Raw genomic sequence first — 20,543 nt, 5'->3', positions numbered from 1 at the left:
TCAGGTGTCGCGGAAGCAGCGCCCCTGGCCGGCGAGCGACAGCCCCTGCACGTCCCCCGCTCCCAGCGACAGCTGGCCGACGTTGTCGGTGTACATCAGCTGCCCAGCGTCGGGCACGTGCGCCAGCCCGACGACGTGACCGAGCTCGTGCAGCACGATCGCGGACGCCGACCCCGTCCGGCCGCGGTCCTCCAACCGCTGGGCGACGTCACCGCGCAGCACGACCTGCCCGGTCACGTAGCGCTCCCCCTGCGGGGTCGTGATGGCGATGCTCCCGCCGAGGCCGGCGACCCGTCCTTCGAGGCCCGGGTACCCGCCCTCGCCGGCGAAAGCCACGAGCACCGGCGCCCACCGGTTGCCGTACTGCGCCCGCTGCAGCGGCTCGCGCTGCTGGCTCGGTCGCTCCGTGGTCGTGCCGTCCTCCACCAGCACCAGGCCGGTCTGCGCGCTGATCACCTCGGCGGCGTCGCGCACGAGCTTCTCGGCGTTCGGCGGACCGCCCGCAGGGTTCACCACGTAGTGCAGCGGGCGGCACGGGTCGTAGCGCACCGGCTCGCCGCGCGCGTCGCGCTGCACCCAGGCGTACGGTCCGGTCAGCGCCGTCTGCACGGCCGGGCCGACGCGGACGTACCGCGCGTCGTCCGGCAGGGGCGGGTACGCGGCCGACCGGCTCGCCTGGTCGAGCCCGCGGCTGAGCGGGTTGTCGAAGCCGCCGACCACCAGGCTCAGCACCAAGGCACCGGTGACGGCCACGACGAGCAGCACCACGTCGCGGCGCGACAGCGCAGCGGGCACCGCCCGCCGCACCGGCGTCGGGTACGCCGGCGGGACCCCTGGGCCGTAGGACGTCGGGAGGCCGAAGGCCGGCGGTGGCTCGTAGGGCGTCGTCGGGCCGGGGACCGCCGGCTGCTCCCACGGCGGGGGCGGTGCCGCGGTCGCCCGCGGCCAGCCGTCGGGCGTGCTCACGCGACGGGCAGGGCCTCGTTGACGACGACCGCGATCTGCTTCAGGACCTGCTCGGCCTCGTCGTGGGCCACCTGGCAGGTGCCGGCCGCGTGGTGCCCGCCGCCGCCGTGCTGCAGCATGATCGCGCCGATGTCGACCGGCGAGGTGCGGTCGAGGATCGACTTGCCCACGGCCAGCACGGTGTTCTGCTGGTTGCGGCCCCAGATCACGTGGGCCGAGACGCGGCACTGCGGGAACAGCGCGTAGACCATGAACCGGTTGCCGGCGTGGATGACCTCCTCGTCGCGCAGGTCCACGACCACCAGGTCGCCGACCACGGTCGAGGTGCGCAGCAGCTGCTCGACGAACAGCTCGTGCTGCTCGCGGAACAGCTCGACCCGCTCGGCGACGTCCGGCGTCGCGAGGATGGTGTCGACGCCGTCGTGGTGCAGCACCTCGTCGATCAGCTGCATCATCAGCTGGTAGTTCGAGATGCGGAAGTCGCGGAAGCGTCCCAGGCCGGTGCGGCTGTCCATCAGGAAGTTCAGCAGCGTCCAGCCCTGCGGCTCGAGGATGTCGTGCAGCTCGTACTGCGCCGAGTCGGCCTGGTCGACCGCACGCATCAGCTCGTCGCTGATCTGCGGGAAGGCCTCGGCGCCGCCGTAGAAGTCGTAGACCACGCGGGCCGCGGACGGCGCGTCGGCGTCGATGACGTGGTTCGCCGAGACGCCGGCGTTGCGCAGGGTCTCGCTGTGGTGGTGGTCGAACACGATGTGCGCGGCCGGCGCGTACGGCAGGTTCGTCAGGATGTCGCGGTCGGTGACCTCGACGACGCCGTCCTGCACGTCCTTGGGGTGCACGAACGTGATGTCGTCGATCAGGTCGAGCGACTTCAGCAGCACCGCGCACACCAACCCGTCGAAGTCGCTGCGCGTCACCAGCCGGTACTTCTGCCCGCTCATGTCCCTGTCCTCCGCCTCGTGGTGCAGGACGCTCGCCCCGCCCTCTTCCTGTCGGCGTCGCCGGCGCGCCTGTCGATCCTCCGAACGGGTGACGGTGCGCCGGTCGCGCCGACGCGCGCGGCGCGGCAAGGTGGGACGACAGCCGCTCCCAGCGCAGGAGGTCACCATGAGCTCGAGCGACCAGCAGGTGCCGGACGACGTCCCCGAGCGGTGACGGCGGCCCCGCCGGGAGCAGGTTGGCCACCGGGCGTGCGGGCGCGGCGCCTCGTCGTGGGCGCGCTGCTCGTCGACGACCTCGCTCGGCCGCGCCGCCTGCTCGCCGCCCGGCGCACCGCGCCGCCCTCGCTCGCCGGCGGCTGGGAGCTGGCGGGGGGCAAGGTCGAGCCGGACGAGCCCGCGGTCGACGCGCTGCACCGCGAGCTGCGCGAGGAGCTCGCGGTCGACGTCCGGGTCGGCGCCGAGCTGCCCGGGCCGGACGACGGACACTGGCCGATCTCGGCGACGCTCGAGATGCGCGTGTGGTGGGCCGAGCTGACCGCCGGCGAACCGGCGCCCGACGCGGCCCACGACGCCGTGCGCTGGCTCGACGACGGCGAGTGGCTGGACGTCGCGTGGCTTCCGGCCGACGTGCCGGTGGTGCGCGCCGCCCTGGACGCCCGCGGCTAGCGCTGCACCGAGGCGTCGTCCGGCGGCGTGCTCGGGATGCCGAACAGCGGGAAGACCCGGTCGGTGTCGAGGAACATCGTGAACTCGGCCACCCCGCCGTCGCCCAGGCGCAGCACCTGCAGCGACCAGGGCTCGAACGCGCCGCCCGGCCCGCTCGGCCGGTACTGCGCGAAGGCCGGCATGCCGTTCGCGGTGGTCTTGAGCAGCTTGGAGCCCTTGCACGGCGCCCCCGGACCGGCCCAGAACTGCAGGATGTCGTCGCGCCCCTGCAGCCACATCGCGTACGGCGGCATCGACTGGGTCGCGTCCTCCTTGATCAGCGCCGTGAGCGCGGTCATGTCGTAGCGCTCGAAGGCGTCGACGTACCGCGCCAGCAGCTCTTCGTCGGCCTCGCTCAACGGCGGCAGCGGGGCGGCCGTGTCCTCGTCGGCCTGGCGCTCGGCCAGCGTGGCCCGCGCGCGCTGCAGCGCGCTGTTGACCGAGGCGACGGTGGTGTCGAGCAGCTCGGCGACCTCGCTGGCCTGCCAGGCGAGCACCTCGCGCAGCACCAGCACGGCCCGCTGGCGCGGCGGCAGGGCCTGCAGCGCGGCCACGAAGGCGAGCCGGACGCTGTCGCGCGCGACCGCGAGCTCGGCCGGGTCGCCCTCGAGGGGCAGCACGCGGTCGTCGGGCACGGGCGTGATCCAGGTGGCCTCGGACAGCACCTCGCCGGCCGGGCTGTCGCCGGGGCGGGCCGGGCCGAGGTCCATCGGGCGGGCCCGGCGCTGGCGGCCGTGCAGCATGTCGAAGCACACGTTGGTGGCGATGCGGTACAGCCACGACCGCAGGCTCGAGCGGCCCTCGAACCGGTCGAGCGCCTTCCACGCGCGCACCATGGTGTCCTGCACCGCGTCGTCGGCCTCGAACGCCGATCCCAGCATCCGGTAGCAGTACCCGGTGAGCTCGACCCGGTACTGCTCGAGCTCGTCGGCCGCGTCCGTGCCGCGGCGCTCGGCCACGAGGTCCGTCATGGCTGCCATCCCTCCCGGCCGGGCCTGCCCGGCGTCCACCCGCCTGTCCAAGCCACCCTAGGCGGACCCGCCGACATCCGGCAGGGGTCAGCAGCGACCGGGGTCCAGCTCCTGCGCGGCCCAGCCGGCGAGCTCGTCCAGGATCGGTACCAGCCGCTCGCCGGCCGGCGTCAGCCCGTACCGGACGCCGGGCGGGCGCGAGTCCGTGACCGAGCGCTCGACCAAGCCGGCCGCGGCCAGCTCGCTGAGCCGGTCCGAGAGCACGGAGTCCGTGATGGTGCCGATGGCGCGCCGGACGTCGGCGAAGCCCCCCGGCCCCCCGGCCAGCACGCCGAGGATGATCCCGTTCCACCGCTTGCCGAGCAGGCCGAAGGCCAGCGACAGCGACGCGTCGCACTGCGGCGCCGCGTGCTCGGGCTCGCGACGCCCCGGCCGGTCGACCGGCTCCACCTGCTGGGCCACGCCGCCATGGTACGCGAGACTTGCATCCTCCGGGTTGCTAGTGTTTTCCTAGCGACTAGCACCAGACGTGCTGCTCGGTTCTCGCCGCCACCACCTCCCGGAGGATCCCATGTCCCTGTTCCGCCTCGACGCCAGCATCCGGGTCGACGGGTCCCACAGCCGGCAGATCGCGGACGTCGTCGAGCGGGAGTGGAGCGCGGCCCACCCCGGCTCCCCCGTGGTCCGCCGCCACGTCGGCACCGACCCCGTGCCGGCCACGGCGTGGGCGCACGGTGTCGCCGCCTCGCAGACCCCGCCCGACCAGCGCTCGCCCCAGCAGCGGGCCGCCGTGGCGCTGGCTGCCGGCCTCGTCGACGAGCTCGCGGACGCCGACGCCCTGCTGCTCGCCGTGCCGCTGTACAACTTCGGCGTCTCCCAGCACTTCAAGTCCTGGGTCGACCTGGCCATCACCGACCCGCGGCTGGCCGCAGGAGCCGAGCCCGTCGTGGCCGGCAAGCCCGCGGTGCTCGTCACGGTGCGCGGGGGTGGCTACTCCGCCGGGACACCGCGCGAGGGCTGGGACCACGCCACCGGCTGGATGCGTCGGATCCTGGCCGACGTCTGGCAGCTGGACCTGCGCGTCGTCGAGGCCGAGCTCACGCTGGCCGAGACGGTGCCGGCCATGGAGTCGCTGCGCGGGTTGGCGGCCGAGCTGCGCGAGCGGGCCGAGGCCGACGCCCGCCGGCACGGGCGCGAGCTGGGCGGACGCCGAGCGGCCTGAGCCGCGAGCCACCGTCGCGCCGGCGCGACGCTCAGCCCGTCGCGCCCGCAGCGGCGGCGGCCTTCGCGGCGGCCTTCTTGCGCTGCTTGTACTCGCGCACCTTGACCAGCGCGTCCGGTCCGGTCACGTCCGCGACCGAGCGGAAGCCCTTGAGCCCGTAGTCACCGGCGGCCGCCCGCCAGCCGGTGGGCTTGACGTCGACCTGCTTGGCCAGCAGGGCCACCATGATGCGCGCCGTCTGGTCGCCGAACCCGGGCAGCGCCTTGAGCCGGCGGTGCAGCTCGGCCCCCGTGCGCGCCGTGCTCCACAGCCGCGTCACGTCGCCGTCGTACTGCTCGTGGACGATGCGGGCCAGCTCCTGCACCTGGGCCGACTTGGCACCCGGGAACCGGTGGATCGCCGGAGGTGTGGTGCACAGCGCCCTGAACTCGTCCGGGTCGGCCGCCGCGAGGTCCGCGGGGTCGAGCGAGCCGAACCGGCTCAGGATCTTCCAGCCGCCGCGGAAGGCGTGCTCGATCGGGTACTGCTGGTCCAGCTGCATGCCGATGAGCAGCGCGATCGGGTGCTCGTCCAGCACCGCGTCCGCGCCGGCGTCGTTCGTGATCTGGAAGGCCATGCCGCCATCCTGCCCCACCGGCCGTCCGGCCGTCAGCGCCGCGGCAGCCAGTCGACGACGTCCCGGACGACGCGGTCCCAGAGCCCCCACTCGTGCTCGCCCGGTCGCAGGTCGGTCGTGACGTCGACGCCGCGCTCGGCGGCCAGCGCGAGGAACCGCTCGTTCTCGGGCAGCAGGTGGTCCTCGGTGCCGCACCCGACGTAGAGCCGCGGCAGCGCGGCCCGCCCGGCGGCGTCCAGCCCGCGCAGCAGGGCCAGCAGGTCGTCGTCCGATCCCTCGACCCGCCGCCCGTCGAAGACGGTGCTCTCGATGTCGGCGTAGAGGTCGCCGGTGCCCTGGCGTGCCGCCAGGTCGAGCGCGCCGCTCAGGCTGGCCGCGGCCGCGACGTCCTGCGGACGGCGAAGGGCCCACTTCATCGCGCCGTACCCGCCCATCGACAGGCCGGCGACGAAGGTGTCCTCGCGGCGCGACGAGAGCCGGAAGAACGACCGCATCACCTGCGGCAGCTCCTCGCTGACGTGCGTCCACCACCGGCCGCCGTGCGCCGCGTCGGTGTAGAAGCTGCGCCCCACCTGCGGCATCACGACGGCGAGCCCGGCGGCGCTGGTGAAGCGCTCGACGCTGGTGTAGCGCGTCCACGCCGTGGCGTCGTCGCTCAGCCCGTGCAGCAGGTACAGGGTCGGGAAGCCCTGCGCCGCAACAGGTTCTTCACCACCGGCAGCACCGTCGTCCGGGCTGTCGACCCCGATCTGCGCGGTCGTCGCCTGCGGCAGCAGCACGAGGGTCGAGGTGCCCATCTCGAGCACCTCGCTGAACCAGTCCACCCGGACGAGCGCCACTGCCGCCTCAGCTCTCGTCGGTGCGGTCGTCGGCGCGGTCGTAGGCGCGGTAGGCGGCGGCGAGGTCCTCGTCGCCGTGACCCGCCTCCACGACCCGCCGCTGCTGGCCGCGCAGCGCGTCGATCACCGCGGTGTCGAGCCCGGCGTCGCGCGCCGCGGCGGCGATCAGGTCCGCGTCCTTGAGCCCGCCGTCGATGCCGAACGACGGCGTGAAGTCGCGCGCGATCATCGCCCGGCCCTTCAGCTGCACGTACGGCGCGTCCATCGCGCCGCCGCCGACCGCCTCGAGGAACAGCGCGGGGTCGAGGCCCAGCTCGCGGGTCAGCGCCACCGACTGCGCGATGCCGCCGACCAGCGTGATGACGAAGGCGTTGGCCGCGAGCTTGAGCCGCGAGCCCTCCCCTGCCGCACCCAGCCAGAGCGTGCGGGAGGCCACCGCGTCGAGCACCGGCGCCAGCCGCTCGCGCGCCGCGTCGTCACCCCCGGAGGCCAGCACCACGAGCGCGCCCTGCTCGGCCGGCTGCTTGGTGCCCAGCACCGGGGCGTCGACGTGCACGACCCCCAGCTCGTCGGCGACGGCCTGCAGCCGTGCGGCGCCCTCGAGGCCGACCGTGCTGGTCTGCAGCACCACCGTGCCGGGGGCCAGGGCGTCGCCGGCCTCGCGCAGCACGGCCTCGACCGACGCCGCGTCCCACAGCATGGTGACGACCACGTCGGCAGCCCGCACCGCCTCGGCGACGGTGCCGCACACGGTGCAGCCGTCGTCCGCCAGGGGCGCGGCGCGCTCGGGCGAGCGGTTCCACACGCGGGTCGCCAAGCCCGCTCGCGCGAGGTTGCGGGCCATGCCCGCGCCCATCGTGCCGGTGCCGAGCAGGGCCACGGTCGGGGTGTCAGCCATGCCCCCGTTCCTACCCCGTGCTGCCGCTCACCGCTCGACGAGGCCCCGGGCGAACGCCGCCTGGCCCAGGTGCTCCAGGTCGTCCTCGACCACGCTGACCAGCCGCACGGCCAGCGTCACCGGCGGGTCCCACCGCTCGTCGACGACCCGGTCGAGAGCTTCGTCGTCCAGCCCCGCGACGTAGGCGAGAGAGGCGTCCGCGACCTCGTCGAGGTAGCCGGTCAGCAGCGACGGGTCGTCGACCCGGGCCTGCTGCACCTGCGCGTCGTCGTGCCCGTAGCCGGTCTCGGCGGCGTCGAACGGCAGGTCGAACCGGCCGACCCAGCCCCGCGCCGTCCAGACCTGCTCGGTGCCGGCCACCTCCGCCACGTGGTCGTCCTGCACCCGGGCCAGGTGCCACACCAACCAGGTGATCGAGTTGGCCCGGCCGTCCAGCCGGGCGTTCAGCTGGTCGGGTGACAGGCCCTCGACCACGCCACGACCGCGGTCGCGGATCCGGGTGAACGCGTCGGTCAGCAGGTCTCGTGAGGTCGCCATGCCCCCGTGCTACCACCTGCCGGCACCCACCGCCTAGCGTGGCGGGCATGCGGATCGCGATCGCGGGAGCCCACGGCAAGATCGGCCTGCGCCTCGGACGGCTGCTCGCGCAGCGCGACGACGAGGTCGTCGGGCTGGTGCGCAACCCCGCGCACGGCGACGACCTGCGCGCCGCAGGCGTCGAGCCGGCCGTCGTCGACCTCGAGCAGGCCTCCGCCGACGAGGTCGGGGTCGCCGTCGAGGGCTGCGACGCCGTGGTGTTCGCCGCCGGCGCCGGCCCGGGCAGCGGGGTCGCGCGCAAGGACTCCGTCGACCGCGCGGCCGCGATCCTGCTCGCGGACGCCGCCGAGCGCGCCGGCGTCCCGCGCTACGTGCTGGTGTCCTCGACCGGCGTCGAGCGCGTGCGGGACGGCGAGACGCCCGACGGCGTCGACGAGGTGTTCGTCGCGTACCTGCGGGCCAAGCTCGCGGCCGAGGACGACCTCCGCGGGCGCGACCTGGCCTGGACGGTGCTGCGCCCCGGCCCGCTCACCGACGACCCCGGCACCGGACGCGTGGCGCTCGCCGCTCCCCCGGTGGCCCGGGCCGAGATCACCCGGGACGACGTCGCCGCCGTCGTGGTGCAGCTGCTCGACCAGCCCGCCACCGCCGGCCAGGTGCTCGAGCTGATGGGCGGGGACGTGCCGGTGGCCGAGGCCGTCGCCGCGCTGGTCTGAGCGCGGTCCAGCCGCGCTCTGGTCTGACCACGCACAGGTCCAGCCACGCCGTGGCGCCCGGCCGGAGGAGAGTCGGCCGGGCACCACGTCCGTGCCCCCTACGGCGTGCGCAGGTACGGCCTCAGGTGCAGCGAGACCGCCCTCAGCGAGCCGGTGTCGAACGCCGCGGTGTCGACGACGGTGAACGTCCAGGTGCCGTCCGCGACGGTGCCCTTCAGCGGTGACAGCGGTTGTGCCGGCCCGTAGGACCCGGTGAACGGCACGTTCGCCGTGCTCTGGATGCTCGTCGCCGCGCTGTCGGTCAGCACCGTCTGGCAGAAGTTGTTGCCGCTGCCGCCGACGCCGTCGAACAGCACGACCTGCTGCCCGCCCGGAGCCGTCAGCGTGGCGACGAGGTCACCGTCGAAGGTGTGGTCGATCCCCACCGTCGTCGCGCCGTCCGCCGTCGAGCACGTCGTGCCGTCGACCGAGAACGACAGGTCGGCGATGCGGCCCAGGTCGGTCGCCGTGAACGACACCGAGGCGCCGACGTCGCTGGCGTCGGGGATCGGGATCGCCGGCCCGGTGTACGCCAGGTCGGTGACGACGTCCGAGGGCTGGCCGGTCTGCACCGTCAGCGTCCCGGACTGCGGCGAGAGCGCGCCGACGAAGCTGACCCGCGCGGTCAGCTGCACGGGCACGCCCGGGTCGTAGTCGGCGGCCAGCTTCACCGTGAACGGCGCCGTCGACTTCGTCGCACCCACCGCGACCGAACCCACGGAGCGGTTGGCGGGTGTGATGGTGACGCCCGGAGTCGTCGTGGTGAGCCGCACGCTCACCGACTGGGCGTTGGCGTCGCCCTCGTTGGTGACCGGGACGACGACGCTCGCGCTCTCGCCCGGTTCGAGGTACTGGTCGCCGTCGCCGGCCGGGGTGACGGTCGGCTGACCGGCCCGCACCAGCGGCTGCGGCGTGGCGCCCAGCCGGTTGACCAGGCGGTTGGCCATGACGATGCCCACGCCGGTGTCTCGGTCGCGGCCCGCGGCCTCGATGTCGATCGCCGTGGCGCCGATGGCCTCGCGCACCTCGGCCGGCGTGATGCCGGGGTTCCCGCTCAGCGCCAGCGCGGCGATGGCCGCCGCGTGCGGCGCGGACGCCGACGTCCCGTAGAAGCGCTCGAAGTCCGGCACCGACGTCTGCACGCCGTCAGCGGCCGCGAGGTCCGGCTTCAGCCGCAGCTCGCCGCCCGTCGAGGTGAAGTTGCCCGGGGTGATGGGACGGCCGTCGGGCGTGAAGAACACGCGGCGCGGACCGTCCGAGGTGAAGGTCTCCGACTGCTGCGTGCGCGTGTACAGGCCCGGGTACGGCCCGGTCGGGTTCGGGACGCCGGGCGCGATCTCGCGCGGGAACGCCACCGCCGCCGGAACCGCCGCCACGCTGTACGCCGCCGGGACCGCGCTGTGGCCGCGCGTCACGCCCGGGGTGTTGTAGGCCTTCAGCCCGTTGCCGTCGGCGAAGCGCCCGCGGAACGGGGTGACCTGGAAGTACCGGTTGGCACCCTTGAACTTCACGACCGCGAGACCCGCGGTGCCGTCCGGGACGTAGAAGCCCTCGAACGGGTCGTCGTCGCCGTCCTGGGTGTCGTTCGAGAAGGCCAGCACGTTGCCGGTGGCGTCGACGGCGTACAGGTCGTAGTCGTCCTTGCTCTTGCCCGAGGGGTCGGCCCACTGCAGGATCGCCGGCACGCCGGCCGAGTCGTCGCTCACCGGGTCGAGCACCTGGACGCCCGGACCAGGGTCGAAGTCGTGCGCCTTGCCGGCGAACTTGCCGATGGTGCGGCCCGAGGGCACGTAGTCGCCCTCGTAGTTGCCGGCCGTGAGGTCGTCGACGTTCTGCTCGTTGCCGGCCGAGCTGAAGTACAGCGCGCCGTCGTCCGTGACGTCGATGACGGCCTGCGCGACCGGGCCGTCCTGGAACGGCGACTCGGCGAAGTAGACGACGTCGTCGACGATGATGTCGGCGCCGGCGGCTCGCAGGTCGCGGATGTTCTGCGCGAACTGCGCCGCCGTCGGGTTCGCGGTGGCGAACACGATGTCGGCGGTCGGCGCGACGTCGTGGACGATCTCCATCATCGCGGTGCCCTCGTCACCGTCACCGGCCTGGCCGGGCAGCACGCGGGTGTCGGCCGGCAGGTCGCCGGAGGCGATCGAGGCGGCGAGCGAGTCGACGCCGTCCGAGAGCACGCCCACGGTCACGCCCGCGCCGGCCACCTTGCGGCTCGCGCGCACGGCGGCGGCGCCGTGGGTGGTGTCGCCCTCGCTGACGACGCTGCCCTGGCTGGCGGCCGCGGTGGCCGCCTGCTTCGCGCCGGAAGTCGCGATCCCGTTGCGCTGCAGCGCCTTCAGCCGTGCAGCCAGGCGAGCCGCGGTGTCGGCCTTGGACCGCTGAGGTGCCGGGTCCATCGTCGCCGTCGTCGACCCGAAGGGGACGCCGACGTGCGAGACGCCCGGCAGCGTCGCGAGGGCCTGGGCCTGCGCGAGCGGCGCGTTCACCAGCACCGTCCCGCCGGCGTGGTTGCGCACCGTGGCGCCGGACGCCGTGATGCGCCGCAGGAGGTCTGAGGTGACCTTCCCCTGCAGCTCGACGTCCGTGCGGCCGCTCTTGTCGACCGCGACGCCGGGGTCGACCTTCCCGACACCGCCCGCGAGGGTGCGGCCGGCCCGCAGGTCGGCCGCGGCGAGCAGCCGGCTGTCGACCTTCTTCTGGGTGGCCGTGCGCGCGAGCTTGGCCCGCGCCAGGGCGTCGATCTGCGCCGCGGTGTTCTTCGGCAACTCCCCGCGCAGGACGACGGAAGGCCCCTTCGGCGCGGCACCGGCGGCCGGAGCGAGCGCGGTCGGCACGGCGACGACGGCCGCGGACAGGGAGACGAGGAGGGTGGTGCGCAACCGGGACGACCGCATGACGGGTCCGTTCGTTCAGGGGCCCCGACACGGGTCGCACGTCACGGCACCGCACCCCAGAGCCGTTGGTGGCGCGAACGTACGCCTTTGCCCGAAAGACGGACAAGGGCCCTCCGGTGACGGTTCGTCCATGATTTGGCAAAGCGCACGCCATGCGGTCGCGTGTCCGGCATGTCCGACATCTCCGCCGATCCCGTTGTGCCGCAACAGGTATGGGTTCGGCAAAGTGCGTGACGCACCCGGCGCGGCGGGAGTAACGTCGTCGCGCATCCGCCGGGCACGCCCGGCGCCAAGAGCCCCGCCCGGCACGGACCGCGGACGGGGACCGTGCAGAGCGGGCTCCTCAGCGGCCCGGTCCGCGACAGCAGCGCGACGCCTCCTTCCACCTCGGTGGACCGGACGTCGTGCGCCCTGCTCGAGCGAGGACAGAACATGGCTGAACGAGCACCACTGGACCTGGCCGCGCTGCGCTCAGCGCTGGCCGAGAGCCCCGAGGCGACCTGGCAGACGTCCATGACGTCCATGACGGCGCTGACCGAGACCGAGCGCCGGCTGCGGCTCGGCGTCCCGCCCACACCCGGGCTGGACCCGGCGCACCTGGAGGACGACAAGGAGGCCCACCGGGCGGCCGCGATCGGCGCCCGCGCGGACGCCGTCGGGGCACCGGCGGCCTTCGACCTGCGCAACGTCGGCGGGGCCAACTACGTGACGGCGATCCGCGACCAGGCGAGCTGCGGCTCGTGCGTCGCGTTCGGCACCGCCGCGGCGCTGGAGGGCGTCGCCCGGTACGGACGGCGCACGCCGGGGCTGCAGGTCGACTTCTCCGAGGCCCACCTGTTCTACGTGTACGGACGCGCCGCAGGGGCGACGTGCGGCACGGGCTGGTGGCCCGACCAGGCCTACAACGCGGCCCGCGACAGCGGCGTCACGTTCGAGGACTACTACCCGTACACCGCGGGCGACCAGGACGGGAACGCGCGGATCAACGCCGACTGGCGCAACCGGCTGGCCAAGGTCACGACCTGGCAGATGCTCAGCGGGAACGCGGCGGCGATGAAGGAGTACATCTCGACGTACGGGGCGATCAGCGCGTGCCTCGACGTCTACCAGGACTTCTTCAGCTACGGCAGCGGCGTCTACCGGCACGTCACCGGCTCGTACGCCGGCGGCCACTGCGTGGCGCTGGTGGGCTACTCCGACGCCGACCGGTGCTGGATCGCGAAGAACTCGTGGGGCCTGGGCTGGGGCGACGGCGGCTTCGTCCGGATCGGCTACGGCGAGTGCCGGATCGAGAGCTACCAGGTCTGCGGGGCGCAGGGCGTGAACCTGCGGTGGTGGAACCCCGACCAGCAGATCAGCGGTCTGTGGAGCAACGAGGCCGACGGCAACGTGTGGGCGTACGGCGCCGACCGCGGCTGGCTCAAGCTCGACAGCGGCACCGTCTCGACGAACGCGGCCATGCTGGCCGAGCTCGCGGCGTCCAAGGCAGCCGGCAAGAAGGTCGGGCTGTTCGAGGACAACGGGTCCGTCCAGCAGATTTACGCGTGGTGAGGGAGGACGACATGGCACGGACGACGAAGACCGTCAGCGACACCCCGCAGCTGGTGCCCTCGCAGCCGGCGGCCGACGCGGCGATGGCCGGGACGGCCACCGACAGCAGCGGGCTGAGCATGCCCACGCTGTCGCCGGACGCGGTGATCGACCTGACCACCTCGGCCGGCAGCGGCGAGCAGTGGCCGGTGCTCACCCCGCCGGGCACGGCCGGGGCGACCGCCACGGTCAGCGGCGTGACCGGCACGTGGACGTCGGGTGTGATGTGCGACGCCACGTGGTCGATCAACGAGACGCGCAACGCGTGGTTCCACGTCACGGGTGGCGCCTGGAAGAAGCTGTTCAACGGCACCGACGGCGCGTTCATGGCGCTGTGCACCCTGGCGGCGCAGGCCAAGCAGACCGGGCACCAGATGAACATCCGCGAGGAGGCGGACGGGATGGTGCACGAGATCTACCTGTGGTGACGCGCTCTACCCGCTGACGGTCAGCACGACCTCGGCGGTCTCGGCGGCGGCGGGCTCCCACGCCCGCCGCCGCTCGAGCGTGACGTGGTGCTCCCCCGGCTCGCTCGCGCGCAACGTGATGACCCGCTGGCCACCGGCGCCCGCCGCGTCGTTGCTCGGCGGCAGGAACTCGCTGGCCACGACCTCGACGCCCGCGGGGGGCTCGGCCGGTTGCCACTGGTAGCCCGTCGTCCCGTTCTCGTCGAGGCGGACGACGACGTCCTCCCCCACGCCGGCCTCGACCGCTCCCGCACCCTCGATCTCGACGCTCATGACCTGCTCCTCCTGGCGTGGCGCGACGGCGGTGCCGCCACCGGTGCTGCCGTCATCGTGCTCCCTCGAGCAGCCACCTGGCGAGGCTGCCACTCACCTGGGCCGCGTCAACGCCTGCAGCGGGACGGCCGACAGGACCCGCGCCCACCAGGGCGCCTGCGGCGGCGGGGTGGTCGCGGCGACCGGCCGCGGGCGGGCCCAGAAGCGCCGCCCCGGGCGCACGCCGAGCGCGCCGCCCTTCATGCTCACCCAGCCCCCCGGCCCCATCGTGACCACCGCCCTGGGACCCGGCGGGCGCCGGACCACGCGGTCGGTGACCAGGACGGCCCCCACGACCGCGCCGACGACGACCTCCGCCGTGGTCAGCAGGCGGGTCAGGTCGAGCTCGTGCGCCTGCTGCCGCAGCATTTGGGCCGGCGGCGTGCGGCACGTCGTCTGCCCGCGCGTCGTGACGGCGTCGGGACGGTGGTCGGTGGTCGTGTTCGCCATGGCGCCAGGGTGCTGCGGCCGCGGTCGTCGGGTCAGTGCCGAAGGTCCCTGGCAGACCGGACCAACCCTCGCCAGGCTGCAGCGCAGGACGTCACCCGGCGGGAGGTGCACGGTGCAGGCGATCGTGGTGCACGAGAGCTTCTTCGGCTGCACGCGCGCCGTCGCGGACGCCGTCGCGCAGGGCCTGCGGTCCGCCGACCCCACGGCCGTCGTGCAGGTGGTGACGGCGGACGACGCCCCGGCCGACCTGCGCGACCTCGACCTGCTGGTGGTGGGCAGCCCCACCCACGGCGGCCGCCCCAGCTCGGTCGTCAGCCGCTGGCTCCAGGCGCAGTTCTGGGGGGACCCGGTCGCCCCGGCGCGACGGCACCGTCCGCACGGGCGGCCGGTCACCCGGCGCTCGCTGGGCGCGTGGCTGGCGGGGCCGCTCAGAGCGCGCGAAGGGCTGCGCGCCGCCGCGTTCGACACCCGGCTGCCGGTGGCGCCGACCGGTGGGGCGGCGGAAGAGGTCGCCCGGCGACTGCGCCGGCGCGGGTTCGTGGTGGACGTCGAGCCCCAGGGCTTCGTCGTCCGTGGCGTGCGCGGTCCGGTGGCCGACGGCGAGCTGGAGCGTGCGGCCGCGTGGGGCGCTGCCCTCAGTCGCGACCGCGCTCGAGCAGCATGTCGCGACGACGGGTGAGGTAGGCGCGCTCGGCCGTGTTGCCCGCGAGCTCGACGGCCCGGTCGTACGCCGCCCGCGCCTCCTGCCCGCGACCCAGGCGGCGCAGCAGCTCGGCCCGCGTCGCGTGCAGGGCGTGGTAGCCGTCGAGCGGCTCGGCCAGCCGGTCGACGTCGGCCAGGGCGATCTGCGGGCCGTCGAGCTCGGCGACGGCGACCGCCCGGTTGAGGGCGACCACGGGCGAGGGGTCGAGGCGCACCAGCTGGTCGTAGAGCGCGACCACCTGGGCCCAGTCGGTGTCGCGCACGTCGGGCGCCGCCGTGTGCACCGCGCCCACGGCGGCCAGCAGCTGGTAGCGGCCGGGTCGCTGACCGCTCTCGACCCGCTCGCGCACCAGCTGCTGCCCCTCGGCCACCAGGGCGCGGTCCCACGCGCCACGGTCCTGGTCGGCGAGGGTGACCAGCTCGCCGTCCGCCGAGACCCGGGCGGCGCTGCGCGCCTCGGTGAGCAGCATCAGCGCCAGCAGCCCGACCACCTCGCCGTCGTCCGGCAGCAGGTGGTGCACCAGCCGGGTGAGCCGGATCGCCTCGGCGGTGAGGTCGCGCCGCACCGGGTCGGTGCCCTCACCGGTCGCCAGGTAGCCCTCGTTGAACACCAGGTACAGCACCGCCAGCACGCCCTGCACCCGCACCGGCAGGTCGGCCGACGCGGGCACGCGGTACGGGATCCCCGCGGCGGCGATCTTGGCCTTGGCCCGGGTGATCCGCTGCCCCATGGTGGCCTCCTGCACGAGGAAGGCCCGGGCGATCTCGGCGACGGTCAGGCCGCCGACCAGACGCAGGGTCAGGGCGACCCGGGCGGGCAGGCCGAGCGCCGGATGGCAGCAGGTGAACAGCAGCCGCAGCCGCTCGTCCTCGACGGCGCCGAGCGGCTCGGGAGGGTCGTCGTCGCGCAGCACCTGGGCCTGCGCCTGCTTGTGGTCGCGCAGGCTCTCGCGGCGCAGCCGGTCGATGGCCTTGCGCTGCGCGGTGGTGGTCAGCCAGGCGCCGGGGTTGCGGGGCACCCCGTCGGTCGGCCAGCGCTCGACCGCCGCGGCGAACGCCTCCGCCGCGGCGTCCTCGGCGACGTCCAGGTCGCCGAACCGCCGGGCCAGGCCGGCGACCACCCGGGCCCACTCCTGCTGGTGGGCCCGCGTCACCGCGTCGTCCACGTCGTCGCTCACCGGGACAGCATCGCCGACCGGCGCACGGGACCGGGACCGGCGCGAGCCCGCGCCGTCGACCGGTGAGGTCGACGACGCGGGCTCGGCGTCGTGCGGTGCAGCGGCGTCAGCTGCAGCCGGAGGTGCTGCCGCAGCCCTCGCAGACGTAGCAGGAGCCGGCGGGACGCATCTTCGTGCCGCAGGTCATGCACATCGGCGCGTCAGCCGCCTTGCCCTGGAACTTCTCGAGCAGCTCGGCCGAGGAGTGGACGTCGCCGGCGATGACCTTGGCGGACGCCGCACCCGCACCCGACGTGACCTCGGCCGGCTCGACCGGGGCCTTGGGGGCCGGCTTGACCGGGACGCCCTGCGACAGCGAGACGAGCTCGGCCGCGTCGGTGTCGTCCTCGCCGTCCTGGCCCGCGGCGCCGTCCTCGAGCGGGGCGTACGACCCGGTCTCGAGCTGGCGCTGGCGCTCCTCGGCGGTGTGGATCCCCATGAACGAGCGGGTGTCGAAGTCCAGGTAGTCCAGCGCCAGGCGGCGGAAGACGTAGTCCATGATCGACTGCGCCATCCGGACGTCGGGGTCGTCGGTCAGCCCGGCCGGCTCGAACCGCAGGTTGGTGAACTTCTCGACGAAGGTCTCCAGCGGCACGCCGTACTGCAGGCCGATCGAGACGGCGATCGAGAACGCGTCCATGACGCCGGCCAGGGTCGAGCCCTGCTTGCCGAACTTCAGGAACAGCTCGCCCAGCCCGTCGTCCGGGTAGGACCCGGCGGTCAGGTAGCCCTCGGCCCCGCCGACCGCGAACGAGATGGTCTGCGACGGACGGCGCTTGGGCAGGCGCTTGCGCACCGGGCGGTACTCGACGACCTTCTCGACGGCGGCCTCGGCCGCGGCCGAGGTGTCGGCGGTCTTGGCCTTGGCGTCCGACAGCGGCTGGCCGACCTTGCAGTTGTCGCGGTACACCGCGAGGGCCTTCAGGCCGAGCTTCCAGCCCTGCAGGTAGACGTCCTCGATCTCCTCGACCGTGGCCGTCTCGGGCAGGTTGACGGTCTTGGAGATCGCGCCGGACAGGAACGGCTGGGCCGCCGCCATCATCCGCACGTGGCCCATCGGCTTGATGGACCGCGCACCCATGGCGCAGTCGAAGACCTCGTAGTGCTCGGGCTTGAGGCCCGGCGCGTCGACGACGTGGCCGTTCTCGGCGATGAACTCGACGATGGCCTCGACGGTCTCCTCGGTGTAGCCGAGCTTCTTGAGCGCCCGCGGGATCGTCAGGTTGACGATCTGCATCGAGCCGCCGCCGACGAGCTTCTTGAACTTGACCAGCGAGAAGTCCGGCTCGATGCCGGTGGTGTCGCAGTCCATCATGAAGCCGATGGTGCCGGTGGGGGCCAGCACCGACGCCTGGGCGTTGCGGTAGCCGTGCTTCTCACCGAGCTTGACGACGTCGTCCCACGCCTTGGTGGCCAGCCGCTGCACGTCCTTGTCCATCGTGTGCAGCGTGCGGATGGCGTCGTTGGCGGACGCGTGCTTGCGCATGACCCGCTGGTGGGCGTCGGCGTTGCGGGCGTAGCCCTCGTAGGGGCCGACGACCGCGGCCAGCTCGGCCGAGCGCTTGTAGGCGGTGCCGGTCATCAGCGAGGTGATCGAGCCGGCCAGGGCGCGGCCGCCGTCGCTGTCGTAGGCCAGGCCGCTCGCCATGAGCAGCGCGCCGAGGTTGGCGTAGCCGATGCCCAGCTGGCGGTACTTGCGGGTGGTGTCGCCGATCGGCTCGGTCGGGAAGTCGGCGAAGCAGATCGAGATGTCCATCGCGGTGATGACCAGCTCGACGACCTTGGCGAAGGTCGCGCCGTCGAACGAGCCGTCGTCCTGCAGGAACTTCAGCAGGTTGAGGCTGGCCAGGTTGCACGAGGAGTTGTCGAGGGACATGTACTCCGAGCACGGGTTGGACGCGGTGATGCGGCCGGTCTCGGGGTTGGTGTGCCAGTCGTTGATCGTGTCGTCGTACTGGATGCCCGGGTCGGCGCAGGCCCACGCGGCCTGGGCGATCTTGGTGAACAGGCCCGCGGCGTCGACGGTGTCGATGACCTCGTGGTTGGTGCGGGCGCGCAGCCCGAACTGCTCCTTGGCCTCGACGGCGCGCATGAACTCGTCGGTGACGCGCACCGAGTTGTTGGCGTTCTGGTACTGCACGCTGGTGATGTCGTGACCGCCGAGGTCCATGTCGAACCCGGCGTCGCGCAGGACGCGGATCTTGTCCTCCTCGCGCGCCTTGGTCTCGACGAACTCCTCGATGTCGGGGTGGTCGACGTCCAGCACGACCATCTTGGCCGCGCGGCGGGTGGCGCCGCCGGACTTGATGGTGCCGGCGCTGGCGTCGGCACCTCGCATGAACGACACCGGGCCGGACGCCGTGCCGCCGGACGAGCGCAGCAGCTCCTTGCTGGAGCGGATGCGCGAGAGGTTGAGCCCCGCGCCGGAGCCGCCCTTGAAGATCAGGCCCTCCTCCCGGTACCAGTTCAGGATCGAGTCCATCGAGTCGTCGACGGCGAGGATGAAGCAGGCGCTGACCTGCTGCGGCGACGAGGTGCCGACGTTGAACCAGACCGGCGAGTTGAAGCTGAAGACCTGGTGCAGCAGCGTCCAGGTGAGCTCGTGCTCGAACAGCTCGGCGTCCTCGTCGGTGGCGAAGTAGCCGTGCTCCTTGCCCGCCTTGACGTAGGTCAGGACCACGCGGTCGATCAGCTGGCGAAGGCTCTGCTCGCGCTGGTCGGTGCCGACGGCGCCGCGGAAGTACTTCGTCGTGACGATCGTGGAGGCGTTGACCGACCAGAAGTCGGGGAACTCGACGCCCCGCTGCTCGAAGATCGTCTCGCCGGTCTTCCAGTTCTGCTGGACGACGTCGCGACGCTCCCAGGTCACCTCGTCGTACGGGTGCACGCCCGGGGTGGTGAAGATGCGCTGCACGCCGACGCCCTTGGCGCCCTTGCGGCGGGCTGCGGTGGCCCGCGCTCCGCTCGTGGTCTCCGTCATGTGTCCTCGTCCCCTCGCCTGTTCTGGTTCAACGCCGCCCTGCGGCGGGATATGTCTGCTGGATGGTCGGTCTGCGTGTGTGGTGGTGCTGTGACGGGTGGTGCTGCTGCGACTCGTGCGGTGCCGTTCGGGGCGAGTCCCCCCGGAGAAGATCGAGTGGTGACCGCCGGTGGCGTCGGCTTCCCCTCCGCCGCCACCGGCGGTGCCTAGGGGGTGCCGCCCGGACCGTCGGCCGTGACCGGCTCGACGCCGGTGGGCTCGCGCTCGGCGCGCAGCAGCGTGATGGCCGACTCGAAGTCCTCGAGGGAGTCGAACGCCTGGTAGACGCTGGCGAACCGCAGGTAGGCCACCTCGTCGAGCTCGCGCAGCGGGCCGAGGATGGCCAGGCCGACCTCGTGCGCCTCGATCTCGGCGCACCCGGTGGCCCGCACCGCCTCCTCGACGCGCTGGGCGATCAGCGCCAGGTCGTCCTCGCCCACCGGCCGGCCCTGGCACGCCTTGCGCACGCCGGAGAGCACCTTGGCGCGGCTGAACGGCTCGGTGACGCCGGAGCGCTTGACCACCGCCAGGCTCGCGGTCTCGACCGTGGTGAAGCGACGGCCGCAGTCCGGGCACTGCCGGCGGCGGCGGATCGACTGGCCGTCGTCCGCCGCGCGCGAGTCGACCACCCGCGAGTCGGTGTGACGGCAGAACGGGCAGTGCATGTCACCCTCCTTCGCAGGTGCTGGGGGCTCGTGGTCGGAGCCCGTCGTCCGGACCTAGCGTCACACCGACCACCGACAGCCCCCCGCGGTGTCTGTCGTCGCCCGTTCTGCCCCTCGGACCGTGCTCCGCTGTGGACGGGGCTGTGGATCGGTTGGGGAGAACCTGTGGGTGACGAACCACAACGTGTGGACAAGTCACATCGGTGTAACTACTAGATGTTGGGGTAGACGCTAGACGCGAGCGGACGGCTTGGCAACCACTTCCCGCGGATTGGTCGCGTGTCGTGCGCAGATGCGGCGTGTCGTCCCACCCGTCACACCGGCCCCAGGCGCGGCCGGGTCCCCAGGACGCGCACGACCCCGTCCGGCCGGAGCCGGACGGGGTCGCCCAGGAGGTCTCGCACGGCGCGTCGCGCGCCCAGGGGGTCGGGTCAGGTGGTCTGGTCAGGACGCCGGGACGGCGAGCCGCTGGCCGGCGTGCACCGCCGAGGTCTGCAGCGCGTTCAGCTCGAGGATGCGGGCCACGGTGTCGCGACGGTCGTCGTCGGGCGCGACCTCGCCGGCGATGGCCCACAGGGTCGCGCCGGGGGTGACGGTGACGTAGCGCACCGGGACCGGCTCGGCCCGGGTGCCGGCCGCGCCGACCCCGCCGATGAACAGCGAGGCGACGACGGCGACGGCCGCCAGCAAGCCGGTGACGGCGAGCCGACCGCGCCGGGTCAGGCGCAGCGGACCGGCGGGGTGCGCCGTGGCGCGGGCGGGCGGTGCGCG

The 20,543-nt window shown here is 73.7% G+C and carries 22 protein-coding genes; 7 read left to right on the top strand and 15 right to left on the bottom strand.

Annotation, left to right across the window (positions count from 1 at the left end; genetic code table 11):
• Positions 1 to 966 (bottom strand): hypothetical protein, encoded by a 966-nt coding sequence (locus tag ACYVJ4_RS14845; RefSeq protein ID WP_460460915.1) that lies wholly within the window; start codon positions 964 to 966, stop codon positions 1 to 3.
• Positions 963 to 1,907 carry an exopolyphosphatase gene (locus ACYVJ4_RS14840; protein ID WP_460460914.1) on the bottom strand — a complete coding sequence of 315 codons (945 nt, stop codon included), beginning with the start codon at positions 1,905 to 1,907 and terminating at the stop codon, positions 963 to 965. The genes ACYVJ4_RS14845 and ACYVJ4_RS14840 overlap by 4 nt, the downstream gene beginning before the upstream one ends.
• A gap of 88 nt (positions 1,908 to 1,995) precedes the next feature.
• Here ACYVJ4_RS14840 and ACYVJ4_RS14835 point away from each other — a divergent pair, with 88 nt between their 5' ends.
• A complete protein-coding gene (locus ACYVJ4_RS14835) occupies positions 1,996 to 2,121 on the top strand; it encodes a hypothetical protein (RefSeq protein WP_460460913.1) in 126 nt (41 codons plus the stop codon).
• Positions 2,122 to 2,156: 35 nt separating this feature from the next.
• A complete protein-coding gene (locus ACYVJ4_RS14830) occupies positions 2,157 to 2,573 on the top strand; it encodes an NUDIX domain-containing protein (protein WP_460460912.1) in 417 nt (138 codons plus the stop codon).
• On the opposite strand, the gene ACYVJ4_RS14825 is transcribed toward ACYVJ4_RS14830, so the two are convergent.
• The gene (locus ACYVJ4_RS14825; RefSeq protein ID WP_460460911.1) at positions 2,570 to 3,583 is read right to left on the bottom strand and encodes a sigma-70 family RNA polymerase sigma factor; all 1,014 of its coding nucleotides are present in this window, start codon (positions 3,581 to 3,583) and stop codon (positions 2,570 to 2,572) included. The two genes, ACYVJ4_RS14830 and ACYVJ4_RS14825, sit on opposite strands and share 4 nt — an antisense overlap.
• A gap of 87 nt (positions 3,584 to 3,670) precedes the next feature.
• Complete coding sequence (locus tag ACYVJ4_RS14820; RefSeq protein WP_460460910.1) at positions 3,671 to 4,045, bottom strand: winged helix-turn-helix transcriptional regulator; 375 nt, start codon at positions 4,043 to 4,045, stop codon at positions 3,671 to 3,673.
• A 109-nt stretch (positions 4,046 to 4,154) separates the two neighbouring features.
• On the opposite strand from ACYVJ4_RS14820, the gene ACYVJ4_RS14815 reads away from it, so the two are divergent.
• Positions 4,155 to 4,805, top strand: coding sequence for an FMN-dependent NADH-azoreductase (locus ACYVJ4_RS14815; RefSeq protein WP_460460909.1), 651 nt, complete (start codon positions 4,155 to 4,157; stop codon positions 4,803 to 4,805).
• 31 nt (positions 4,806 to 4,836) lie between these two features.
• Here the strand turns inward: ACYVJ4_RS14815 and ACYVJ4_RS14810 are convergent, their stop codons facing one another.
• Genes ACYVJ4_RS14810 through ACYVJ4_RS14795 form a run of 4 tightly spaced genes read right to left on the bottom strand, consistent with a single transcriptional unit; the run spans position 4,837 to position 7,695 of the window.
• Positions 4,837 to 5,421 (bottom strand): HhH-GPD-type base excision DNA repair protein, encoded by a 585-nt coding sequence (locus tag ACYVJ4_RS14810; protein ID WP_460460908.1) that lies wholly within the window; start codon positions 5,419 to 5,421, stop codon positions 4,837 to 4,839.
• A gap of 32 nt (positions 5,422 to 5,453) precedes the next feature.
• The gene (locus tag ACYVJ4_RS14805; RefSeq protein ID WP_460460907.1) at positions 5,454 to 6,260 is read right to left on the bottom strand and encodes an alpha/beta hydrolase; all 807 of its coding nucleotides are present in this window, start codon (positions 6,258 to 6,260) and stop codon (positions 5,454 to 5,456) included.
• 7 nt (positions 6,261 to 6,267) lie between these two features.
• Positions 6,268 to 7,158, bottom strand: a complete 891-nt coding sequence (locus ACYVJ4_RS14800) for an NAD(P)-dependent oxidoreductase (RefSeq protein WP_460460906.1) — start codon at positions 7,156 to 7,158, stop codon at positions 6,268 to 6,270.
• 27 nt (positions 7,159 to 7,185) lie between these two features.
• On the bottom strand, positions 7,186 to 7,695 hold the full coding sequence (locus ACYVJ4_RS14795) for a mycothiol transferase (RefSeq protein WP_460460905.1): 510 nt from the start codon (positions 7,693 to 7,695) through the stop codon (positions 7,186 to 7,188).
• Positions 7,696 to 7,742: 47 nt separating this feature from the next.
• Between ACYVJ4_RS14795 and ACYVJ4_RS14790 the strand changes: the two genes are divergently transcribed.
• A complete protein-coding gene (locus ACYVJ4_RS14790; RefSeq protein ID WP_460460904.1) occupies positions 7,743 to 8,411 on the top strand; it encodes an SDR family oxidoreductase in 669 nt (222 codons plus the stop codon).
• A gap of 98 nt (positions 8,412 to 8,509) precedes the next feature.
• On the opposite strand, the gene ACYVJ4_RS14785 is transcribed toward ACYVJ4_RS14790, so the two are convergent.
• A complete protein-coding gene (locus tag ACYVJ4_RS14785) occupies positions 8,510 to 11,350 on the bottom strand; it encodes a S8 family serine peptidase (RefSeq protein WP_460460903.1) in 2,841 nt (946 codons plus the stop codon).
• Between the two features lie 432 nt (positions 11,351 to 11,782).
• Between ACYVJ4_RS14785 and ACYVJ4_RS14780 the strand changes: the two genes are divergently transcribed.
• Both ACYVJ4_RS14780 and ACYVJ4_RS14775 read left to right on the top strand, forming a co-directional pair.
• Entirely contained in the window at positions 11,783 to 12,901 is a 1,119-nt protein-coding gene (locus ACYVJ4_RS14780; RefSeq protein ID WP_460460902.1) for a C1 family peptidase, read from the top strand.
• 11 nt (positions 12,902 to 12,912) lie between these two features.
• On the top strand, positions 12,913 to 13,368 hold the full coding sequence (locus ACYVJ4_RS14775; protein ID WP_460460901.1) for a hypothetical protein: 456 nt from the start codon (positions 12,913 to 12,915) through the stop codon (positions 13,366 to 13,368).
• 6 nt (positions 13,369 to 13,374) lie between these two features.
• On the opposite strand, the gene ACYVJ4_RS14770 is transcribed toward ACYVJ4_RS14775, so the two are convergent.
• On the bottom strand, positions 13,375 to 13,680 hold the full coding sequence (locus ACYVJ4_RS14770) for a protease inhibitor I42 family protein (protein ID WP_460460900.1): 306 nt from the start codon (positions 13,678 to 13,680) through the stop codon (positions 13,375 to 13,377).
• Between the two features lie 93 nt (positions 13,681 to 13,773).
• Complete coding sequence (locus ACYVJ4_RS14765; RefSeq protein WP_460460899.1) at positions 13,774 to 14,169, bottom strand: hypothetical protein; 396 nt, start codon at positions 14,167 to 14,169, stop codon at positions 13,774 to 13,776.
• Positions 14,170 to 14,281: 112 nt separating this feature from the next.
• Between ACYVJ4_RS14765 and ACYVJ4_RS14760 the strand changes: the two genes are divergently transcribed.
• Complete coding sequence (locus tag ACYVJ4_RS14760) at positions 14,282 to 14,848, top strand: flavodoxin family protein (RefSeq protein WP_460460898.1); 567 nt, start codon at positions 14,282 to 14,284, stop codon at positions 14,846 to 14,848.
• Here the strand turns inward: ACYVJ4_RS14760 and ACYVJ4_RS14755 are convergent.
• The 4 genes from ACYVJ4_RS14755 to ACYVJ4_RS14740 all read right to left on the bottom strand — a co-directional run.
• Positions 14,805 to 16,049: an RNA polymerase sigma factor gene (locus tag ACYVJ4_RS14755; protein ID WP_460460897.1), complete on the bottom strand. Its 1,245-nt coding sequence runs from the start codon at positions 16,047 to 16,049 to the stop codon at positions 14,805 to 14,807. The two genes, ACYVJ4_RS14760 and ACYVJ4_RS14755, sit on opposite strands and share 44 nt — an antisense overlap.
• A gap of 106 nt (positions 16,050 to 16,155) precedes the next feature.
• Positions 16,156 to 19,068: a vitamin B12-dependent ribonucleotide reductase gene (locus ACYVJ4_RS14750; protein ID WP_460460896.1), complete on the bottom strand. Its 2,913-nt coding sequence runs from the start codon at positions 19,066 to 19,068 to the stop codon at positions 16,156 to 16,158.
• A 206-nt stretch (positions 19,069 to 19,274) separates the two neighbouring features.
• Entirely contained in the window at positions 19,275 to 19,772 is a 498-nt protein-coding gene (gene nrdR, locus ACYVJ4_RS14745) for a transcriptional regulator NrdR (RefSeq protein WP_460460895.1), read from the bottom strand.
• Between the two features lie 444 nt (positions 19,773 to 20,216).
• A partial coding sequence (locus tag ACYVJ4_RS14740) for a LysM peptidoglycan-binding domain-containing protein (protein WP_460460894.1) occupies positions 20,217 to 20,543 on the bottom strand: 327 nt, incomplete at its 5' end.

The sequence above is a fragment of the Angustibacter peucedani genome, from assembly GCF_054779595.1.
The sequence above is the reverse complement of the archived record's forward strand: the minus strand, read 5'-3'. Positions and strand labels throughout refer to the sequence as shown.